This is a genomic window from Longicatena sp. 210702-DFI.1.196 (assembly GCF_020563125.1).
Lineage (GTDB): Bacteria > Bacillota_I > Bacilli_A > Erysipelotrichales > Erysipelotrichaceae > Longicatena > Longicatena caecimuris.
The window spans coordinates 198695-214858 of sequence record NZ_JAJCPX010000001.1; the positions used below are offsets into that span (position 1 = coordinate 198695).

Here is a 16164-nt window from a genome sequence, read left to right on the forward strand (position 1 = left end):
GGAATCAAGCATAAAAGAAAAGAAGGGTTTCGCTTTCATAATAAAGCATTGTGAAAAAGAGGAATGAAATGCTATAATACCACTAGACGACAATAGGAGGGAAGCACATGCCAAATATTATCACGCACAAAATATTTGCTGAAGAGGTATTAAAACAATTAGAAAAACAAGATATTCGCTCAATTATTGAAAAACATCCGCAAAGCTATTATATTGGCAGTAACGGACCGGATTTTCTGTTTTTTTCGCATAGTAAGCCTTGGGAGGCATATAAGAGCCATGTCTTAAATCATCTAGGGAGCCGTATGCATGCAACCCATATCAACGCTTTTTATGAAACTGCACTGCGCTGTGTGAAAGCTCAGGAAAACATACAAATAAAAGAAACAATGATGGCATATTTGTTTGGACATTTATGTCATTGGGCATTAGATAAAACAACACATCCTTATATTTTTTATCGTACCGGGAACTGTAAAGGAAAAAGTGCCGGATATCATCACCGTTTTGAATCTATGATGGATACCATGATGTTAGAAAAATATAAGGGTATTAATATTAAAGAATTCCCTTGTTATGAAATTTGTGAATATGATGAAGATATACTAAAGGCTATTGCCAGGATATATGTTCCTAGCGCAAAAGAAGTGTATCATGTAGATGTAAAGGTACATGACATACGAGAAGCTTTAAATTCCTGGTATGATATTCAAAAATTATTGTATGATCCTAATAATTTGAAATATCCCATTGTTAAAGGTGTGGAAACTTTGTTTAGACAACCATGGAAGATCAGTGGCAATATCGTTAAAACAAAGATTGATGAACGCTATGATATCTTGAATGAAGAAAAACGCGAATGGCTGCATCCTTGTGATTCTGCTATGCGATCAAATGCATCCTTCCTTGAGTTATTCCAAGAGGCGCAATCGTTGGCAGTTGCGGTAGTGGAAAAGGCCTATGGATGTATAGAATATGATGCAAATGTCCAAAGTGTTATGGATATTTTACAAAATCAGGCATATGATACTGGTATGGATGGCAATCCTAAGATGCAGTATTTTGATGTCATCTATGAGCATTAGCAGCATATATGCTGCTTTTTTAAACGGAGGTGTATGATTTGAAGAGTTTTGATTTGCATGCAGATATCGGCTACGATATTATGCAAAAGAAAAATAAGGGATATAAAGAGAATATTTTAAAAACGTATCATCTGCCTAAATTTGAGCAGGGAGAAATCGCTTATATTTGCATGGCATCTTTTTTTGATGGGCATGAAGATTGGACGGATATGCAGGATATGATCCAAAGTACCAAAAAAGCCATACAGGAGTGCGAAGATGTCTGTCTTCTTTTGCAAGCAGAAGACTTTTTTGTACCTGCTAAGGTTCATGCCATTATGAGTGTAGAAGGGATGTGTGGAATCAAGGAGCATCCGCGTGAAAAGATACGTTGGATGTATGAACAGGGTGTGCGTTTGGCGTCCTTTTGCTGGAATGATGAAAATGCGCTGGCAACCGGTGTGAAAGGTGATACACAACGTGGACTTACGGCAATGGGAAAAGAAGCATTGGACGAAATGGTAAAACTGAATATGGTCATTGATGTCTCACATGCAAATGAAAAAACTTTCTGGGATATTCTTTCTCATCCTAAGGCCAATATCATCGCGAGTCATTCTAATGTTCGGGAATTGTGTGATCATCCACGTAATCTTAAGAATGAACAGATTGAAGCATTGCTGAAACGTGGCACTTTGATTGGAATGAATACAGCACCACAATTTGTGCATAGCAATAAAGAAAAACAGGATGTTGCCCATCTTGTACAGCACATGGTCTGGTTAAAAGAGTTTCATCATAATAAGGTTGACAGCATTGCTTTTGGCTTTGATTATATGGATTTTTATGAGGAACAATATGATTATTTAAAGGGTGCGAAGGATTGTACGCAGACTGGTAATATCCTTCAGGAAATGCGTAAGTATTTTAGTGAAGAGGAGATTGCAGCAATTGCATATCGTAATGCATGCGATTATTTTAAAAAGATTTGGCAGGCCCATAATGCCATATAGAAACATTCAAAAAAGAAAGTTTTCAGGTAGTTTAAAATTCACCTTAAGACTTTCTTTTTTTAAACAATTTATTTGTAGGAAGACGTTCTTACTTGGTCATTTGTGCTAGCAAATGTACCAGTTTGTGATAGGCAAGCTCCATATCGTCTATATGCAATACACATGTTTCCATGGGGCAGATACCATCTTTTTTGCGATTGATGATATTTGGCACAAGTAGTTCGTAATGAACAAGAATATGATGTGCTTGTAAAAAATGCAGTGCCGGTTCAGATATCACACCAGCATGAACTTCTTTGATGCCCCCGAATACTAACATCATTGCTGCCGCTTTGCCAATCACTTTATCTGCGATTTGCGCATCTTTCAATACACCCTTATCAAGGAGGGTTAGAATGGGGCGTATTCCATCAGCCTTTTCTTTATAAATATGATTGTTTTGTGATACTATACAGGATAAGTGTTCTTCCTTTAAAATTTTCATCAGGCTTTCCATTTTTTTCTTTTCCTTTCTTACAAATAGTTTGCATAAAAAAAGCGAAACTTCCATGATCGCCCTTACAGTACAAGTCTATCATATTTTATCTAAAAATGATAGTCTAGTAAAAGGAATTTTTTTGACTATAATAAAGGTATAAATACAAGGAGGGATTTTATTATGAAAGTCCAGATCTACGGTAAGAACATTACGGTAACTCCAGCAATCGCTGAGAAAATTGAGAAGAAGTTAAATCATCTCGAAAAGTATTTCATCATTGATGAGAATGTGATTGCAAATGTGGTAGTTCGGGTGTATCCGAACAAACAGAAAATAGAGGTGACGATTCCAACAAAGTTTGCAGTTCTGCGTGCAGAAGTTGTGCATGATGACTTATATGCAGCCATTGACTTGGCTATCGACAAACTGGAAGATCAGATTCGCAGACAAAAAACAAGATTAACGAGAAAGAACAAAGAGAAATTGGCATATGCGTTCCTTGAAACAGAAGAATTAGATGAAGAGTATGATGAAGCGGATGAAGTCGTTAAGACAAAATCCATTGTCCCAGACACCATGGAATTAGATGAAGCGATTATGCGTATGGAAATGTTGAATCATAATTTCTTTATTTATCGCGACGATGAAACAAAGGAAATTGCCGTTGTCTATAAACGTCATGATGGTGGCTATGGCTTAATTGAAACGGAATAAACATAATGAAAGAAAGTGTGCAATCGCACACTTTTCTAATGGTTTCTTGTTTGTTTAATGGTAGGTGTTTGTTAAATGATAAGGTTTCTTTGTGCCAATAGACTATAACATGCCGAATCAAGCATATAGATCAACATTGCTATGAAGCGTAGGTGCTTGCAGGACTTGACCGCTTTGTTTAGGGAAGATAAGTAAGGAAAAGATAGACTTAAGACCGTGTGGAAATCAAATAAAATTGTAACACGTATTTGAAACTGTTATAATAAGAAAAAGCAGGTATATTTGAAGTGATTTTTTCCTTGTATCATAGTAGTGCTGTTCTTGTTAGAAGGTATATTGTAAAATAAAAGGAATGGAGAGATCATATGTTAATATCTAATGGAAAACAAAAATTAACAAGTTTTACAAAAAACTATAAAGAAGCTGTTATAGAAATAACATCAGGTGTATGGTTCGTTTTTGGCGTGGGGCATAGTAATGCTATTTTTATTGAAGGTGCTACAAGTATTCTTCTGATTGATACTTTAGATTCTTTAGAACGTGGCAAAAAATTGGCAAATATCATTCGAAATCATACAGAAAAGAAAGTTAAAACCATTCTTTACACACATGGACATCCAGATCACAGAGGTGGCGCAGGTGCTTTTTCAGAAAGTGTTTCGGAGATTATTGCATTTGAGCCTAAGATGGCGGAATTAGAGAAAACAGCTTTTTTAAAGGATATTCAAACTTTACGAGGGGCAAGACAGTTTGGTTATGCGCTAGATGATAATGAAGCCATTTCTCAAGGAATTGGGATACGTGAGGGAGTTGTTTATGGTGAACAGCGTGCTTTTGTTTCACCGACCACTTGTTATCAGCAAGATAAAGTCATTAGAGAAATTGATGGTATACAATTAGAGTTGGTTAGACTTGTTGGCGAATCTGAGGATCAGATGATGATATGGCTTCCTCAAAAAGAAGTTTTATGTTGCGGGGATAACTATTTTGGTTGTTTTCCAAACCTATACGCTATTCGTGGCGGACAATATCGAAACCTTGCGACATGGATTAACAGTATCGACTTTATGTTATCTTATCCTGCCAAATATCTTTTAGCTGGACACACAGCCTTGATACAGGGAAAAGAAAAAATTCATGAAGTACTAACGAATTACAAGAATGCGATGGATTATGTCTTGAATGAAACACTGAAAGGTATGAATGAAGGCAAAAACGCAGAACAATTAGCTTCTGAAATTCATTTACCAGCTGAATATGCTGACTTACCATATTTAGGTGAATATTATGGTTGTGTAGAGTGGACAGTAAGAGAAATCTATGCAGCTTATTTAGGCTGGTTCGATGGAAATCCAACCAATCTTCACCCTCTTTCTCCTGAGCAAAAAGCAAGTAAAACGGTTAAATTAATGGGAGGAAAAGAAAATGTGTTTGCAGCTGCGCAAACAGCGCTTAAAGACAGAGATTATCAATGGTGTTTAGAACTTTGTGATTTGCTGATACAAATAGATATAGATAAAACTATATTGGAAGTAAAAGCAACTGCATTAGAGAAAATTGCAGAATATGAAACAAGTGCCAATGGACGGCACTACTATATCGCTTGTGCTAAAGAATTAAGAAATAAAATTTCAAAAGAATTTCCTGATAATGATGTTGTCTTATAAGGACAAACGAGCGCTTTGCACTAAACGATTGATAAAAATGGATCTTTCTAGAAGAGAATCCCTACTGGAAAATGGGTAATTGAAAAATAGGAATTAAAAAATGGAGATTTCCAAAATGACGATACATAGTAACCATTTAGAAACCACTTTTACAAAGCTAACCTAAAGTAAGAAAGAACCTAGAGGAGTCATCGTACAGTTGTTAAGGTTAGGCAGTGTCTTTCATCTAGGTACTATATTTATTAATGAAAAGCACAAGGTGTCTATCAATAATTGGCACCTTATGTTTTTTATATTATCTGTTATGAAATGTCATTTCAATGATCATGTTATGATAGCGGCTTTGTGGGAAAGCCGATTTCTTAATAGGTACATAGATAAAATATTTTTTATACAGATAATCATATATGAAATGTAACTTATGTTAAAGAAGAAATGTTTGTATCTTCATTAAAATACATCAATATAAACTACCATTGATTGCTCTTACTTTGTTTTATTTTCAACAATTTTTTTAAAACGATTTCGATATTCGGCTGCCAAAGTATTGTCTTGAAAATGCTGCATACTGCCTTCTTTTTTTATACCGAGTTGCATGAAGATGGCATCACACTCTTCAATTTCTAAATATGTATGCTCTTCATAACGTTTTTCATGTGCCGCATTTGGCATAGAAATATCAATCTTTTTACCATCCTTCAGATAAAGAAAATAATAGAAATCACCTTTATTGTGTTGCGATAAGAAGGATTTGGCTGATTGAAAACCAGTTTTTACTTTTGTGATATTTTGATAATCATTTGTTTGCAGGATAGGCGCATACCAGCGTGCTATTTCAAGATGTGATGGATATAGCACATTGATGTTTGTTAAAGATATATAAAGAACGATGAGATTTACAAAGAGCATTAGGAAACGGTAGTGTTTCAGTTTGTGAAAGATGACTTGATAGTCTTCAAAATCAATATTATGCGTTTTCTTGGCAATGTAGGCGCCATTTATGACCATCGCTTCAATGTGGAAGAAAAAGGGAAGGATATCGGCAAGCATCGTGGAACTCCACAGTATGTAGCCATCTTTAAGATAAAGCAGCTCTTTTAGCCACTGTATGACAAAGATGAATAAAAATCCTATGCATAAAGAAAAAGGCAACCACAAGAGTAAGATCCATCCTCTCTTTTTCCGTTCTTTAAATTGGTGTCTTGTAGTAAAATACTTACGCCATAATAATGTTAGCACGCTCATGTCAGCTAGAGAAAGTAAGGTTAGCAATCCTTGGTGTTCTACATTATGTTCATTAATTTTAAGAAATAAAGTTAGAATAGGGCCACTAAGAATGAGAGTCCATACAACATAAAAAAGCGGGGAATGCTGCGTCAACATTTGGACATCTTCGTGTAATTGTTGGAATTCATCCGTTTCGATTTCTTTTAAAGTTTGTAGCCATGCAGATAATGCAGAGGCATCACTTTTCTGAAAAGATTTTTGCATATCATATAAAATAGATAGGCGAAGATCTTCTTGCCATTTCTGTTTTTCCAACATATGAATTTGTTTTTCTAATAACTCTACTAGCGTACATTTTCCGTCTGTAACATCCTTAATAGCAGCTATAGAACAACCACATTTTCTTAATAAAGCAATTGTTTGTAATTGCGTTAAATCTTCTTCGCCATACTCGCGATAGGCATTTTCACCACGTTTGATCTATAATAGGCCCTTAGTTTCATAATAGCGTATCGTCTTGGCAGAGATGCCACTCAATTTTTCAATTTCTCCAATTTTCATAGCTATGCTCCTTCTTTTATAGAGGTAGTAAACACCTTCTAGCAGCTGGAAGGTCAAGGAAAAAATAAACTTTTTGCTATATTTACGACATTTTTATATCATCTTGTGATTGTTGTTGCTTCACATGTCACTTTTTGCGATAAATAAAAAACCCGCTTGCATCAGCGGGTAATACACATATGGCGTCCACGAAGGGATTCGAACCCCTGACCGTGCGCTTAGAAGGCGCATGCTCTATCCAACTGAGCTACGTGGACAACAATCAATGCCTAATTATAATAGCAAATTTCATATTGAATTTCAATATATAATTTGTTTTTTTTTCATTTCTGAACAGTTTTTCAACCGTAGTACACAAAGAATGTTAAGTGTAAAGTGAGATATATGCACCCTCAAATATGTAAAGTCAATCATATGTATTAATACTTTTTGTAAAATAGTAGTATGTGTTTGGCATTTTTAAAATATCATATCCTTATATAATATAGCGGTTTGTAAAAGAAACTTCGCTTTTATGATTTTAAAGAAAATAAAAGTATTTTCATTTTTAGGGATTTTACTGCATGAAGTGTGTACGTTGCCTAGAAAGACTGTTGTAAAAGCAGGATGGGCAAAGGAAAATCATCACATAAGAAATGAAAATAACACACTTTATGTGATAACGGACAAAAAATGCGTGAAATTGGCGCAACTATGGACATACTAATTGATAAAACAAGGTAAATATGCTATATTAATGTATGTTTGGTCGTAAAGGAGATACCATGGATACTTATTATGAAGATATTCTAAAAAAAGTAGAAATGCAGATGGAACAACATGACCATCAAGCTGCTTACCAGATTCTTGAGGAAGAGCTTTCCATGCCTTATATTCCTAAGGAATATGAACAGCGATTGATCGATCTTTATAATGCCTGTCGCAGTGAGTTGCAACCACAAGCACAGCGAAGCTATAGTGAAGAGGATATTGAAATGCTGCTAAAGGGTTCCTTGGAAGAACAGTTTCTTGCGATTGAACAGTTAAGAAAAAGTAATATTCGTAATCATCTGGATGCGATACGCGATTACCTTGGCAATGCGCCACACTACTTAATTCGCTCTTATCTAATTGAAGCGATGATGGAACAAAACATCAGTGACGAGTTCACAATTGAGATGGATGGGTTAGTCATAACCTTTGCTCCATGCTTTATTGAGCCGCCAATGGAGAGTGATGGTGTCATACAAGCAGTCGCATACCTAAAGGATTGGTTTGAAAGCGATAATCCGACATTCACGATGATGTGTGTGGAAACACTAGTAAAAGAGGCATATCTTCGATTGCCATACAATATCGAAGAAGATGATGCTTTGGGAATTGCAATCGGTGTTGCACAATATGTCTTTGCGGCACATGAAGAAATGGATGCTTTTGCAATATTTCTGAATGAAAAAGGACTTGCGCGAAACAGTGGTTATGAATTATTATTAAGTAAGCATGAAATTTAAACATGTGAAAATCGTATTGGGTACGTAGGAGGTATGAACATGAGTTCAACATGGGAATTAAAAGAAAAATCAACAGGTGAATTAACAACAACTGTAGAAGGAGATGCTTGGAAAGCTGCTCAAAAGAAAGCATTTGGCAAACTTTCTAAGAAAGTAAATCTGCCAGGCTTCCGTAAAGGACATGCTCCTGAGGCACTGGTTAGAAAACAAATCAGTACACAAAATATATTAATGGAGGCAATTGATGAAGTTGCTGGTGAAGCTTTAAGTGATGGTATCAAGGAACATGACTTGTGGGTCGTTTCTCGTCCTTCTTTAGGCATCGACAGTATTGATGAAGATAAAGTAACTTTTAAATTCACAGTTACAGTGAAACCAGAAGTAAAACTTGGCGCATATAAGAACTTGGATATTAAAAAAGATGATGCAGCCGTTAGCGATGAAGATGTTGAAGCAGAATTGACTTCTTTACAGGAACGTTTTGCTGATCTAGTAATAAAGGAAGACGGCAAGGTTGAAAATGGCGATACAGCTGTCATTGACTTTGAAGGATTTAAAGATGGTGTTGCATTTGAAGGTGGAAAAGCAGAGGCTTATCCATTAGTAATCGGTAGCGGTTCTTTCATTCCAGGTTTTGAAGAACAGCTGTTAGGCATGAAGAGCGAAGAAACAAAAGAAATCAATGTAACTTTCCCTGAAGAATATCAGGCAGAAGAATTAGCTGGTCAACCAGTGGTCTTCAAGGTTACGGTACATGATATTAAAGAAAAGGTATTGCCTGAAGTAAATGATGAATTAATCAAACAGGCAGAAATCAAAGATGTTGAAACGGTTGATGCGTACAAAGAATATGCACGTAAAAATCTGGAAACTAGTAAAGCAAATGCGGCTAATCAGAAATTTGAAAATGAATTGCTGACTGCGGTAACGGATGCTGCAGAAGTAGAAATTCCAGATGTTATGGTAGAAGAAGAAACGGATACTTTGGTAAATGAATTTGCACAGCGTTTACAGTCTCAGGGATTCAGCTTGGATCAGTTCAAACAGGTAACTGGACAAACAGATGAAATGATTCGTGAGGAAATGGGCAAAGACGCATACAACAAAGTAAAAGTGCGTTTAGTTCTAGAGGCAATTGCTGCTGAAGAAAAAATGGAAATCAGCGATGAAGAAGTAGAAAAAGAACTGGAAACAGTTGCAACTACTTACAACATGCCATTAGAACAGGTGAAACAGCTGATTAGCAAAGATGCGATTGCGTATGATCTGCGTATTCGCAAAGCTCTTGAATTATTGAAAGAGACAGCTGGTAAGTAAAGCCGCGTAAAAGACGCATCCGCGTCTTTTTTGGCTTATGAAAGGAGTGTAGACAAATGAGTGAAAACGATGCTAATCCAATTGTACGACTGCCTTTGGTTTGTACGCGCGGTGTAATTGTCTTCCCAAATCAAGAAGTAATCATTGATGTAGGACGAGACAAATCTACGTGTGCTGTAGAAGAGGCTCAGGAAAAGTTTGAGAGTCAGGTGGTTCTGGTAGCGCAGAAAGACTTAGCGATGGATTCACCAGACATTGATGACTTATATTCCTTTGGTACATTGTGTCAAATTCGCCATATCCGTCGTATGGATGGCTATCTGCGAGTAAAATTTAAAGGGCTTCAGCGTGTAAAGATTCATACGATCATCAATGACGATGAGATGATGAGCACATCTGCTGAGGTTATGTATGATGTAACACAGGATGCGATGGAAGAAGTAGCTTTAATTCGCAAAATTGCAAAACAGTTTGAAGAGATTGAAGCAATTTCGCAAAGCATTCCGAAAGAGATGATTAATGAGTTGGCAAAAGGGGTCAGTGCTCCTCAGCTAGCGGATCAGATATCACAATTGTTTCCTTTTACATTGGAAAAACGCCAAGAATTATTGGAAACAACAGGTGTCAATGACCGTCTGTTTTTGATCTTACAGGAAATCGAAAGTGAGAAAGAGCTTTCTCAGATTGAAAATAAGATCAATGATAAAGTGAAATCACGTATTGAAGAAAGCCAGAAAGAATACTATTTGCGTGAAAAGATGCGGGCGATTAAAGAAGAGTTAGGTGATGTGCCTGACAGTGATAAGGATGCGGATGAAATTCGTCGTCGTTTAGATGAGAACCCATATCCGGAAAGCATTAAAGAAAAAATTAAAGAAGAGCTAAGCCGTTATGAAATGTTGCCAGCAGCCAGTGGGGAGACCGGGGTCATCAAAACTTATATTGACTGGATGATGGATCTTCCTTGGTGGCAAGAAAGCAAAGATAATGAAGATTTGCAAGCTGCCAGTGATGTCTTAGATGCAGATCACTATGGCTTAGAAAAAGTCAAAGAACGTATCTTAGAATATTTAGCGGTGAAACAGATGACGAATTCTTTGAAAGCTCCAATTATTTGTTTAGTTGGTCCTCCAGGAGTTGGTAAAACATCTTTGGCCAAATCTGTTGCGCGTGCATTAGATCGTAAATTTGTAAAAATTTCACTTGGCGGTGTTAAAGATGAATCTGAAATTCGCGGTCATCGCAGAACGTATTTAGGTAGTATGCCGGGACGTTTCATTCAAGCGATGAAAAAAGCCGGAACGATCAATCCTGTCTTTTTGATCGATGAAATCGATAAGATGGCAAGTGATTATAAAGGAGATCCTGCCAGTGCAATGTTGGAAGTATTGGATCCTGAACAAAATGCGATGTTCTCAGATCATTACATTGAAGAACCATATGATTTGAGTAAGGTTTTATTTATCGCAACAGCAAACTACTTGGAAAATATTCCAAACGCTTTACGCGATCGTTTAGAAATTATCGAACTTTCCTCTTATACGGAATTAGAGAAAATTGAGATTGCGAAACGTCATTTAGTACCAAAGCAGATTAAAGAAAATGGTTTAAAGAACAGCCAGCTGAAAATAGACGATGATATGATCAGCTATCTGATTCGTTATTATACGCGTGAAAGTGGTGTGCGTCAGTTAGAAAGAACGATTGCCACTGTATGCCGGAAGAGCGTTTTGGCTATTCTTAAGGATAAAAAACGTTCGATCAAGGTTACAAAAAAACTCATCCATGAATGGTTAGGCAATGAAAAATTTGAATACGGCAAGCGTGAAACAAAGGATCAGGTAGGAACTGTGACAGGGCTTGCGTATACAGCCTTTGGCGGTGATGTGTTACAGATTGAAGTAAATCATTTCGAAGGTAAAGGGAAGTTGGTAATTACCGGACAGCTTGGTGATGTGATGAAAGAATCGGCAACGATTGCATATGATTATGTGCGTGCCAATGCTAAAAAGTATAAGATCAAACCAGACTTCTTTGAAAATAACGATATTCATATCCATGTTCCAGAAGGAGCCGTACCAAAAGATGGACCAAGTGCAGGGGTTACTTTGACAACAGCGCTTGTATCCAGTCTAAGCAACACGCCGGTAAAAGCGAATTTAGCTATGACGGGTGAAGTTACCTTACGTGGTCATGTTTTGCCAATCGGTGGTTTAAAAGAGAAATCGATGGCTGCTCATCGCTGTGGTATCACAACCGTAGTTATTCCAAAAGCGAATGTGAAGGATCTTGATGATGTACCTGCTGCTGTTAAGGAAACCGTAAGCTTTATCCCAGTGGAACGTGTTTCACAGGTACTAGATGCAGCTTTGGTAAAGTAAATGATCACTTTTCAGAAAGCAGAGCTAGTTATATCTGCTCCCGATAAAAAATCTTGGCCGGAAACCGATTTACCGGAAATCGTATTAGCAGGACGCAGCAATGTTGGTAAAAGCAGCTTTATCAATACGATGTGTGGAAGAAAAAAACTTGCCTATGTAGGAAATACACCGGGGAAAACAAGACTTTTAAACTTCTTTAACCTAGATGATAAATACATGTTTGTCGATGTACCAGGCTATGGTTATGCTAATATATCAAAAGCACAGCTGCTAAAATTTGGCGAAATGATGGAAGATTATTTTGCCGAAAGAAAACAGAAAAAAGGGTTAGTCATCCTTGTGGACGCAAGGCATAAACCAACAGAGGATGATATCACCATGCTTGAATTTGCACGATATTATGAAATTCCGGTAGCTGTTGTTGCGACGAAAACAGATAAGCTGCCATCAACCAAATTAAAAAATCAATTAAAGATGATTCGTAAAGAATTGCAATTGAATGATCATGAGCCATTATTTCCATTCTCCGCTGAAAAAAAGACGGGAATGGAGGCGGTATGGGAGTATCTCATTCCTATCTTTGAATCTTAAGACGTGTGTAATGCACGTCTTTTCTTTTATGAATTGGGTAATTAATTTTTTAGGGGTCTTTGCTAGAAATTTAGGGGACAACTTTAGGGTAGATGAAGAAAACGAACTAAAATCTAAGACCCCTAAAGTTTTAGATATCTTTTAAATTAGCAAAAGAAAAGCAGGGAATTCCTGCTTTAGAAATTATATATTAGGCCAAGATAACCTCTTGAATGGTTTTACGCAAATGCTCTTGTTGCTCATGTTCGATGGCATCATCGACAATGATGCGTGAAAGCTGTGATAAATCAGCGAATTTACAAAAACAGACTTTGTTGAATTTCGTAGAATCTACCAGTAAGATGGTTTCATTGGCAATGGCCATCATTTTTGCTTTTAGATGAGCCGTTCCAGCATTCGGTGTTGTCAATCCCTGTACCAGATCAATGGCAGAAGTTGTTAGGAAAAATTTATCAACATGAAAAGCACTCAACATACGAATGGCAATATCGCCACAGGCAAAATGGAAACCATGACGAATTTCGCCACCAATGGAGATGATTTCAAAGTCCTGACGTTTTTCAAATGTATGCAACAACATCAAATCTGAAGTAATGATCTTCAGATTTTTTTTTGATGATTGGATCAAGGCATTTGCAAATGCCAAGGCTGTCGTTCCGGTATCTAAGGCGAGGGTATCACCATCATGAACATAAGCAATTGCGCTTTGGGCTATTTTCATTTTCTTATCATCGTTTTTGCGATTATCTAATACTTCTTCCTGTTCAATCTTGTTACGTAAAACAGCTCCTCCATGTGTACGGATGATACTGCCGTTTTTTTCTAGCTCCCTTAGATCACTGCGTATCGTTGCAGGGGTGATATCAAATAATTTTGCTAGCTCACTCACACTGCAACGGGTGTTTGTTTTAATGAAATTCATAATTTTGCGTTTTCGCTCTTCCGCAAAAAGCGGATTTGGGTTCTTCTGCATAATTTCACTTCCCTTATGTATATTTTAGCAGATTATAGAAAAGTAAGCAAACGAAAATAAATAAAAACAAAAATAAATAAATATATTTACAAAACAAAAATATAGGACTATAATGAACCTGTAAAACGAAAGCAAATGAAAATAGGAGGAATTAAATGAAAATAACAAGAAAAGAATTAGCGAGTATGGTGGATCACACAAACTTAAAAGCTTATGCGACAAAAGAAGATTTCCAACAGCTATGCGAGGAAGCGAAAGCTTATGGGTTTAAATCTGTAGCAATCAATTCCTATCCAGTTGCGATGTGTCGTAAGATGTTGGAAAATTCTTCGGTATTATGTGGAGCTGCTATTGGTTTTCCATTAGGGCAAACCACGATTGCTGTAAAAGCTGCCGAAGTTGAAGATGCCATTGGCAATGGATGTCAGGAATTTGATTATGTATGCAATATCGGCAAAGTAAAAGAACATGATTATGCCTACCTTCGCAAAGAAATGGAATGTTTAGTAGGAATTGCTCGCAAACATGGGGTTTGTTGCAAAGTGATTTTTGAAACCTGTTATTTAGAGGAAGATGAAATCATCGAGCTTGCGAAAATTGCAAAAGAAGTAGAGCCTGATTTTGTGAAAACATCAACTGGCTTTGGCAGTGCTGGTGCAACAATTGCCCATGTAAGGCTCATGAAACAATATGCCGGTGATAAGGTACAAGTAAAAGCAGCCGGTGGTATCCGCGATCTGAAAACTGCATTGGCCATGATAGAAGCAGGAGCAACTCGTCTAGGTACTTCCTCAGGCATAAAAATATGCGATGAACTGGCAGAAAAATAAGGAGATCAATAATGAATATACAAGAATATATCAGTAAGGATTGTGTAACTTTCCAACTCCAAGCTGATAAGAAAGAAGCCGCATTAAAGGAAATGGCAGAACTACTATATCAAGCAGGGAAAGTGAAGAATTTATCACTTTATCTGAAAGCAGTAGAAGAGAGAGAATTGGAATATACGACCGGGATAGGAGGTGGAATTGCTATACCGCACGGGAAATCGGCTACTGTACCCCATGCCTGTATTGCCTTTGGCAAGAGTGAAACGGGTATTGCCTGGAATTCACTTGATGAAAAGCCTGTCTATTGTGTATTCATGCTCGCTATACCGGAACATGAAGATGAAACGCATTTGGATATGCTCAGTACATTGGCGCGTAAGCTCATGCATCAGGAAGTTCAAGAGGCATTGTTACAGGCAAATGATATAGATACATTTTATCAAGCTATCGAATAATAAACATCGTAGATGAAAAAGGAGAAGATATTATGAAACTGATTGCGATTACATCATGTTCAACCGGAATTGCCCATACATATATGGCAGCTGAGGCATTAGAAATAGCCGCAAAAGATATCGGATGGAACATCAAGGTTGAAACGCAGGGGTCGGTGGGGGCTAAAAATGTATTAACTCAAGAAGATATTGAGGCTGCAGATGCTGTTGTCATAGCGGCAAGCACATCTGTAAACAAAGATCGTTTCCATGGAAAACGCTTATATGAAGTAGATGTCAATGATGCCATCAAAAACGGACAACAGGTTTTAAAGGATTCTTTGCAAGCTCCTATCTATGGAGGTGCTAAACAAACAGAAACCATAAAGGTTGAAAAAGAAAGTAATAACAACTTTAAAGGTATTTACGCTCATTTGATGACAGGTGTATCTTATATGATTCCATTTGTTGTAGCCGGTGGTATCATGACTGCATTATCTTTTGCATTTGGTGGTATTAATTCAGAAGGAGCAATTGCCGAAGCCTTTAAGACCATCGGTGGTACTGCCATGGGATTGATGTGGGCAGCACTTGGCGGTTATGTGGCTTTCTCTATTTCTGATCGTCCAGGACTTGTACCAGGCATGGTTGCCGGTATGTTGGCATCTTCTTCCGGGTCTGGCTTTTTAGGAGCATTGCTAGGAGGCTTTATTGCAGGTTACTCGGTTTTAGGTGTTAAAAAAGCCTTTGTAAAATTACCAGAAAAGTTTGAAGGTCTGATGCCGGTCTTGATCATTCCGGTACTATCCTGTATCATTACCGGTTTCTTAATGGTCTTTGTCGTCGGAAAACCACTTACTTGGTTGAATGAAACCTTGACATCTTGGCTGACAAGCATGAGTGGTGCTAGCTCCGTTGTATTAGGGGTCATTCTTGGTGCCATGATGGCAATTGACCTTGCCGGTCCTATTGGAAAAGCAGCATATTTCTTTGGTGTTGCATCTTTAACAGCCTTAACGCAAGGACAGACAAGTCCGGTAATGGCAGCGGTAATGTTATCTGGTATGGTACCTCCACTTGCTATGGCCTTATCTTCCACAGTGTTGGCAAAGAAAAAATATACACGCGATGAGCGTGAATCAGGAAAAACAGCATGGATTCTTGGTCTATCCTTTATATCTGAAGGAGCGATTCCCTTTGCGGTAGCCGATCCAATTCGTGTTCTTGCCTCTGTTACGGTAGGTTCTGCGATTACCGGGGCATTGTCAATGGTTTTCAATTGTGGTCTTGCTGTACCACATGGAGGATTCTTTGTCTTGTTAATTCCCGGTGCTACATCCAATGTCTTTATGATGGTATTGGCATTAGCTGTTGGTACGGTTGTATCCGCCTTGCTGGTATCTTTATGGAAGAAGGAAAAATAA

At 37.4% G+C, this 16164-nt stretch carries 14 protein-coding genes, 1 tRNA gene and 1 pseudogene; 11 read left to right on the top strand and 5 right to left on the bottom strand.

What is annotated here, in order from left to right; all coding sequences use genetic code 11:
- Window positions 1-107: 107 nt before the first annotated feature.
- Both LI241_RS01000 and LI241_RS01005 read left to right on the top strand, forming a co-directional pair.
- Window positions 108-1085 carry a zinc dependent phospholipase C family protein gene (locus tag LI241_RS01000; protein WP_008688980.1) on the top strand — a complete coding sequence of 326 codons (978 nt, stop codon included), beginning with the start codon at window positions 108-110 and terminating at the stop codon, window positions 1083-1085.
- Between the two features lie 29 nt (window positions 1086-1114).
- Window positions 1115-2077: a dipeptidase gene (locus LI241_RS01005; protein ID WP_008978958.1), complete on the top strand. Its 963-nt coding sequence runs from the start codon at window positions 1115-1117 to the stop codon at window positions 2075-2077.
- 88 nt (window positions 2078-2165) lie between these two features.
- Here LI241_RS01005 and LI241_RS01010 read toward each other — a convergent pair whose 3' ends face one another.
- On the bottom strand, window positions 2166-2561 hold the full coding sequence (locus LI241_RS01010; RefSeq protein WP_255642619.1) for a DUF1893 domain-containing protein: 396 nt from the start codon (window positions 2559-2561) through the stop codon (window positions 2166-2168).
- Window positions 2562-2735: 174 nt separating this feature from the next.
- Between LI241_RS01010 and hpf the strand changes: the two genes are divergently transcribed.
- Complete coding sequence (gene hpf / locus LI241_RS01015; RefSeq protein ID WP_008688975.1) at window positions 2736-3269, top strand: ribosome hibernation-promoting factor, HPF/YfiA family; 534 nt, start codon at window positions 2736-2738, stop codon at window positions 3267-3269.
- A gap of 365 nt (window positions 3270-3634) precedes the next feature.
- A complete protein-coding gene (locus tag LI241_RS01020; RefSeq protein ID WP_008688973.1) occupies window positions 3635-4936 on the top strand; it encodes an alkyl/aryl-sulfatase in 1302 nt (433 codons plus the stop codon).
- A gap of 486 nt (window positions 4937-5422) precedes the next feature.
- Here LI241_RS01020 and LI241_RS01025 read toward each other — a convergent pair whose 3' ends face one another.
- The 3 genes and pseudogenes from LI241_RS01025 to LI241_RS01035 all read right to left on the bottom strand — a co-directional run bounded on the left by LI241_RS01025 (window position 5423) and on the right by LI241_RS01035 (window position 6981).
- A complete protein-coding gene (locus LI241_RS01025; RefSeq protein ID WP_008688970.1) occupies window positions 5423-6481 on the bottom strand; it encodes a hypothetical protein in 1059 nt (352 codons plus the stop codon).
- Between the two features lie 54 nt (window positions 6482-6535).
- Window positions 6536-6724, bottom strand: a pseudogene (locus LI241_RS15875) (MerR family transcriptional regulator); the annotation flags it as partial.
- Between the two features lie 180 nt (window positions 6725-6904).
- Window positions 6905-6981, bottom strand: a tRNA-Arg gene (locus tag LI241_RS01035).
- Between the two features lie 507 nt (window positions 6982-7488).
- Between LI241_RS01035 and LI241_RS01040 the strand changes: the two genes are divergently transcribed.
- From LI241_RS01040 to yihA, 4 genes are read left to right on the top strand one after another with little or no spacing between them, the layout of a single operon-like run.
- Complete coding sequence (locus LI241_RS01040) at window positions 7489-8214, top strand: DUF3196 family protein (RefSeq protein WP_008688969.1); 726 nt, start codon at window positions 7489-7491, stop codon at window positions 8212-8214.
- Between the two features lie 39 nt (window positions 8215-8253).
- Window positions 8254-9531 (top strand): trigger factor, encoded by a 1278-nt coding sequence (tig, locus tag LI241_RS01045; protein ID WP_008688968.1) that lies wholly within the window; start codon window positions 8254-8256, stop codon window positions 9529-9531.
- A 56-nt stretch (window positions 9532-9587) separates the two neighbouring features.
- Window positions 9588-11912, top strand: coding sequence for an endopeptidase La (lon, locus tag LI241_RS01050; protein WP_008688966.1), 2325 nt, complete (start codon window positions 9588-9590; stop codon window positions 11910-11912).
- Window positions 11913-12503 carry a ribosome biogenesis GTP-binding protein YihA/YsxC gene (yihA, locus tag LI241_RS01055; protein ID WP_008688964.1) on the top strand — a complete coding sequence of 197 codons (591 nt, stop codon included), beginning with the start codon at window positions 11913-11915 and terminating at the stop codon, window positions 12501-12503.
- Between the two features lie 190 nt (window positions 12504-12693).
- On the opposite strand, the gene LI241_RS01060 is transcribed toward yihA, so the two are convergent.
- Window positions 12694-13476, bottom strand: coding sequence for a DeoR/GlpR family DNA-binding transcription regulator (locus LI241_RS01060; protein WP_008688963.1), 783 nt, complete (start codon window positions 13474-13476; stop codon window positions 12694-12696).
- Window positions 13477-13631: 155 nt separating this feature from the next.
- Between LI241_RS01060 and deoC the strand changes: the two genes are divergently transcribed.
- From deoC to LI241_RS01075, 3 genes are read left to right on the top strand one after another with little or no spacing between them, the layout of a single operon-like run.
- Window positions 13632-14306, top strand: a complete 675-nt coding sequence (deoC, locus tag LI241_RS01065; protein WP_008688960.1) for a deoxyribose-phosphate aldolase — start codon at window positions 13632-13634, stop codon at window positions 14304-14306.
- A gap of 11 nt (window positions 14307-14317) precedes the next feature.
- Entirely contained in the window at window positions 14318-14761 is a 444-nt protein-coding gene (locus LI241_RS01070) for a PTS sugar transporter subunit IIA (protein ID WP_008688957.1), read from the top strand.
- A 32-nt stretch (window positions 14762-14793) separates the two neighbouring features.
- Entirely contained in the window at window positions 14794-16164 is a 1371-nt protein-coding gene (locus LI241_RS01075; protein WP_008688956.1) for a PTS fructose transporter subunit IIC, read from the top strand.

What these genes read in the sequence shown, in the direction of transcription:
- LI241_RS01010 (WP_255642619.1), bottom strand. Translation starts at nt 2,561, where the DNA reads ATGAAAATTTTAAAGGAAGAACACTTATCCTGTATAGTATCACAAAAC.
- LI241_RS01020 (WP_008688973.1), top strand. Translation starts at nt 3,635, where the DNA reads ATGTTAATATCTAATGGAAAACAAAAATTAACAAGTTTTACAAAAAAC.
- hpf (WP_008688975.1), top strand. Translation starts at nt 2,736, where the DNA reads ATGAAAGTCCAGATCTACGGTAAGAACATTACGGTAACTCCAGCAATC.
- lon (WP_008688966.1), top strand. Translation starts at nt 9,588, where the DNA reads ATGAGTGAAAACGATGCTAATCCAATTGTACGACTGCCTTTGGTTTGT.
- tig (WP_008688968.1), top strand. Translation starts at nt 8,254, where the DNA reads ATGAGTTCAACATGGGAATTAAAAGAAAAATCAACAGGTGAATTAACA.
- LI241_RS01000 (WP_008688980.1), top strand. Translation starts at nt 108, where the DNA reads ATGCCAAATATTATCACGCACAAAATATTTGCTGAAGAGGTATTAAAA.
- LI241_RS01025 (WP_008688970.1), bottom strand. Translation starts at nt 6,481, where the DNA reads ATGTTGGAAAAACAGAAATGGCAAGAAGATCTTCGCCTATCTATTTTA.
- yihA (WP_008688964.1), top strand. Translation starts at nt 11,913, where the DNA reads ATGATCACTTTTCAGAAAGCAGAGCTAGTTATATCTGCTCCCGATAAA.
- LI241_RS01060 (WP_008688963.1), bottom strand. Translation starts at nt 13,476, where the DNA reads ATGCAGAAGAACCCAAATCCGCTTTTTGCGGAAGAGCGAAAACGCAAA.
- LI241_RS01075 (WP_008688956.1), top strand. Translation starts at nt 14,794, where the DNA reads ATGAAACTGATTGCGATTACATCATGTTCAACCGGAATTGCCCATACA.
- LI241_RS01070 (WP_008688957.1), top strand. Translation starts at nt 14,318, where the DNA reads ATGAATATACAAGAATATATCAGTAAGGATTGTGTAACTTTCCAACTC.
- deoC (WP_008688960.1), top strand. Translation starts at nt 13,632, where the DNA reads ATGAAAATAACAAGAAAAGAATTAGCGAGTATGGTGGATCACACAAAC.
- LI241_RS01040 (WP_008688969.1), top strand. Translation starts at nt 7,489, where the DNA reads ATGGATACTTATTATGAAGATATTCTAAAAAAAGTAGAAATGCAGATG.